Source organism: Streptomyces graminilatus (assembly GCF_001418565.1).
GTDB lineage: Bacteria > Actinomycetota > Actinomycetes > Streptomycetales > Streptomycetaceae > Streptomyces > Streptomyces graminilatus.
This window is the reverse complement of record NZ_LIQQ01000688.1, coordinates 1-3,738: the sequence shown is the minus strand read 5'-3', so window position 1 is coordinate 3,738 and position 3,738 is coordinate 1. Positions and strand designations below refer to the sequence as shown.

The 3,738-nt window shown below is 71.7% G+C and carries 3 protein-coding genes and 2 pseudogenes; 3 read left to right on the top strand and 2 right to left on the bottom strand.

All coding sequences use genetic code 11. The annotated features are described in order from the left end of the window. On the bottom strand, nucleotides 1-1,021 hold a 1,021-nt coding region (locus AOK08_RS48180), incomplete at its 3' end, for a hypothetical protein (protein ID WP_055535219.1). Nucleotides 1,022-1,164: 143 nt separating this feature from the next. Between AOK08_RS48180 and AOK08_RS39945 the strand changes: the two genes are divergently transcribed. Further along, a complete protein-coding gene (locus tag AOK08_RS39945) occupies nucleotides 1,165-1,677 on the top strand; it encodes a hypothetical protein (RefSeq protein WP_055535217.1) in 513 nt (170 codons plus the stop codon). A gap of 22 nt (nucleotides 1,678-1,699) precedes the next feature. Here AOK08_RS39945 and AOK08_RS39940 read toward each other — a convergent pair whose 3' ends face one another. After that, nucleotides 1,700-2,176, bottom strand: coding sequence for a hypothetical protein (locus AOK08_RS39940; RefSeq protein ID WP_055535216.1), 477 nt, complete (start codon nucleotides 2,174-2,176; stop codon nucleotides 1,700-1,702). 101 nt (nucleotides 2,177-2,277) lie between these two features. Here AOK08_RS39940 and AOK08_RS44225 point away from each other — a divergent pair. Next, nucleotides 2,278-3,145 (top strand): annotated as a pseudogene (locus AOK08_RS44225) (PP2C family protein-serine/threonine phosphatase). A gap of 90 nt (nucleotides 3,146-3,235) precedes the next feature. Further along, nucleotides 3,236-3,738: pseudogene (locus AOK08_RS39925) on the top strand (hypothetical protein); the annotation flags it as partial.

The window sequence follows — 3,738 nt, the reverse complement described above, 5'->3', positions numbered from 1 at the left end:
GTGCTTCGGGTCCGCGCCGGGATCGCCCGGCGCGGCCGTACCGGCCGGTGACCCACATGCCGAGGGCCACGGCGAGGCCGAGGGCGAGCAGCAGCCAGGAGACCGTACGGAGGGTGGCCGTCAGGGCGTCGTAGACGGCGCCCGCGGCGGGCGCGGATACGCCCGGCGGCAGGTCGGCGAGGGTGAGCCGGCGGGCGACCACGAGCGCCCCGCCGAGCAGCGCCCCGCCGAGCGCCGTGCCGAGCGCGGTCGCCGTGATCGCCCGGCGGCGCCGGACGGCGATGGTAATACCGGCGACGGCGAGGACGCCGGCCGTCACCGGAAGCCAGAAACCGGCGACTTCGAGCACGCGGAAACCTTTCCGGAGCGGTACGAGATCCTGCGCGGGCAGGACCGCCACCTCGGTGTGTGCGACGGGGATGTGACTCGCCAACGGCACGTGGTCCGCGGTGAGTTGACGTTTGACCTGGGCGGTGATGGGGGCGAGGTCGATGGTGACGGCACCCTTGCCCCGGTAACCGCGGTAGCCGCGGTAGCCATGGAGGCCGTGGTAACCGTGGTGGCCGCCGTAGTTGTCGTAACTGCCGTAGCTGCCGTAGTGGTTGCCGCTGTCATCGGGATCGCCGGGATCGCCGAGGTCGCCGGGACTGTTCTCGCGCTGTCTGCCGGGGCCGTTGCGCAGGGCGTCGAGGACGGCTTCGTGGGTGGCGCGGTTCGCCGTGTCCCAGGCGGTGCGGAAGGCCTGGGTGCGGGTGAACGAGTGCACCGCGTCCTGCACGAAGTGGTGCACGGTCCCTTCGAGCGGGCCGACGTCGACGACGTGCGCGATCCCGGCGCCGACGTTGTCCGCGATCGCGTCCTGCACGTACGGATTCTCGGCGAGCGGCGCCATCGCGGTGACGTACCGGCCGGTGTCGGCGAGTCCGTACGCCGCCCAGGCCGAGAGCGCGCCGAAGGGCAGCAGGAGGCACGCGAGGGCGGTGAGGACGGCCGACAGGACGCTCCGGAGACGGTGAGGCACCCCTCCAGGCAACGGCCCGGGGGTGGGAAACGCGAGCCGGTTGACTGCATATGGGCGTGCGGGACAAGCCCCGGCGGTGGAGCCTCCGGTGGAGCGTTCACCTGAACGGGTGTTTCCTGGTTTTGGGGAGAAGGAGGCCGATCATGCGCACCAGTACGGCCCTGCGGACCCTGACCGCGGCCCTGTTCACCGGCGGAGTCCTCGCCGCCGCACCCTTCGGCACGGCCGGTACGGCGATGGCTGCCGCACCGACCGGATCCCACGTCTCCGACCACTTCGGCCACTCCGGCCACTCCGGCCATTCCAGGATCCGGGGCACCGTCGTCTCCGTCGGCGAGCTGAACGTGCGGGAGCGGCCGACCACCCACTCGCCCGTCGTCGCGGCGCTCGCCCCGGGCAGCCACGGTCACGTCGAGTGCTCGGTCCTCGGGCAGAAAGTGCGCGGGAACCCGCACTGGTACTGGCTGCCCGGTGTCGACGGCTGGGCGAGCGCAGTCTTCATCGACACGGGCGGCAGGCCGGTGCCCACCTGCACCGACCCGTGCCCGCAGCGGAAGGACCACGGTCGCGACCACGACCGTGACCACAACGATGATCACGGTCAGTGGAGCGCCTCGGGATCCTTGACCCTCGACTGGAACGTCACCATCGGCTGATGTCACCCCGGGTGGGCCGGGATCAGTCCAGCCGGTGGCCGGCCGCGTCCTCGTGTGTGTAGTAGCGGTAGAACATCATCGCGCACACGGACCCCGCGACCACCAGCGAGTTGCCGCACGACCGCAGCACACTCGCCCCGGTCTGGCTGTACAGGAACCCGAACGCGATCCCGGCGAACGCGCCCCACATCGCCGCGTGCAGCTCCCGCCGCAGCCTCGGCGCCACCGCCCGTACGCCGATCAGCAGCACCATGAACGCCAGCGCGCTCACGAAGCCGAGGAGGACGTTCCCGCCGGTGATGGGACCGCCGTCACGCTGGACGGCGGCGACCCAGTAGCCGTACACCAGTCCGAGTACGACGGGCAGCACGATGTTCGCGATCCGGTGGACCCGGGCGCTGAAGACGTCGGGGAGGCCGGTCGGGGAGGCCGGTCGGCCTTGGATCGCGGCCTTGCCGCCGGGGATGCCGCCGGGGATGCCTGACGTTGCTTGAGTCATGAGAGTGTTCCTCTCTCCTCGCCCCCACGCCCTCCAGAGCACACCTGGAGAGGGCCGTCGGCAAGTCGACAGGCGTGATCGGCCGTGTTTCGCTGGGTTCCATGAGGCCGGTGGGCAGGGCGGGCCCGGTGGGCAGGGCGGGTACGGACGAGGAGCCCACCTTCTCCTCGTCCTCATCGGCCTACTCGCCCTACTCGCCCTACTCGCCCCTCTCCTTCCGGCGGCGCGGTGTCGGCTGGGTGCCGCCGCTGGTGCTGCTCATCGGGATCGCGGTCCTCGACTGGAACACCACCGGCGAGTTCCGGATCATCTCCTGGATCGTGCTGGTGCCCGGGATCGCCGCCGCGCTCTGCCGGGTGGCCGGCACCGTCGTCTTCGCCGTCCTTTCCCTCTGCACCTATGTCTTCGTCGACAGTGCCTGGCCGCACCAGTACCAGTCCGAGCTGCCCGACTTCATCCTCGTCGGCCTCGGCGGGGTGCTCGCCGTCCTCGCCTGCGCGGTCCCATTCTGGACCCGTCGGGGATGTTGTCAGCGGTGTTGTCGGGGATGTTGTCGTCGAAGTCGTCAACTTCGGGCACGAGCCTTCCCTGATCGTGTCGGCCGACGGGGTACGGAGTCTGCCGCCGGGGGACGGACTCCCGCTCGGGCTCAGCGAGTTGGCGTCCGGCTCCGGCGGGTCCGGGCTGCCGTCCGTGGCCCGGGTGCCGCTCGGCGCCGCCGAGACCCTGCTCCTCGTCACCGACGGCGTCACCGAGGCCAGGGACGCCGACGGCACCTTCTTCCCACTGCGCGAACGCGTCGCCGACGCCGTCTCCCGCGATCCGCGCACCGCGGCACCGCGGCGCCTGGTGGCGTTCGTACGGGACGGGACGCTGCGGCACTGCGGCGGGCGGCTGGCCGACGACACGACGGTGTTCGCGGTGTGTGTGGCGGACCCCGGGGCGCGGTCCGGGCCGGGCCACCCATAGGGCGACAGCCGTACCGCCAACATCCCTTCGCAGTCGCACCCGTTACGGTGCTGTCTACGCGCGAGTTGAAGGCAGGTGAGGGGAGGGCCCATGAGTGGATCAACGGCTTCGACGCACCCGACGACCGGGACCGCCTTGCTGCTTGCCGTCTCGCCCCTCGGCAAGGGCTGTCTGGTGGACGCGGTGTCCGTGCTGCCCGTGCTCGCCGCCGTCGCCCCCGCCGTGCTGGCCGGGGCCGACACCGCGAACGTCGTCGAACTCGCCGATCCGCTGGAGCCGCAGGCCGTACTCACCCGGCTGCGTGCCGCCGCGGTGACCGCCGGGCCGCTCACCCTGTTCATCACCGGGCAGCTCCAACTCGACCGCAAACAGCACCTTCCGCATCTCGCCCTGGCCCGTACGACGCCCGCGACGGTTCGCTACACCGGGTTCCCCTGGCACTGGATCGCCGAGGAGCTGCGGTTGCGGGCGCCGGGGACGACGACCCTGTTCGTCGACCTGCACGCCGACGCGGGTGTGTGGCAGCACGTGACCGGGCGGGTGTTCGATGCGGGGCCGGGTGTGAGTGTGTACGGGCGGGTGGCGCCGGCGCC

Coding starts and splice junctions, on each gene's coding strand:
- AOK08_RS39945 (WP_055535217.1), top strand. CDS start 1,165: ATGCGCACCAGTACGGCCCTGCGGACCCTGACCGCGGCCCTGTTCACC.
- AOK08_RS39940 (WP_055535216.1), bottom strand. CDS start 2,176: ATGACTCAAGCAACGTCAGGCATCCCCGGCGGCATCCCCGGCGGCAAG.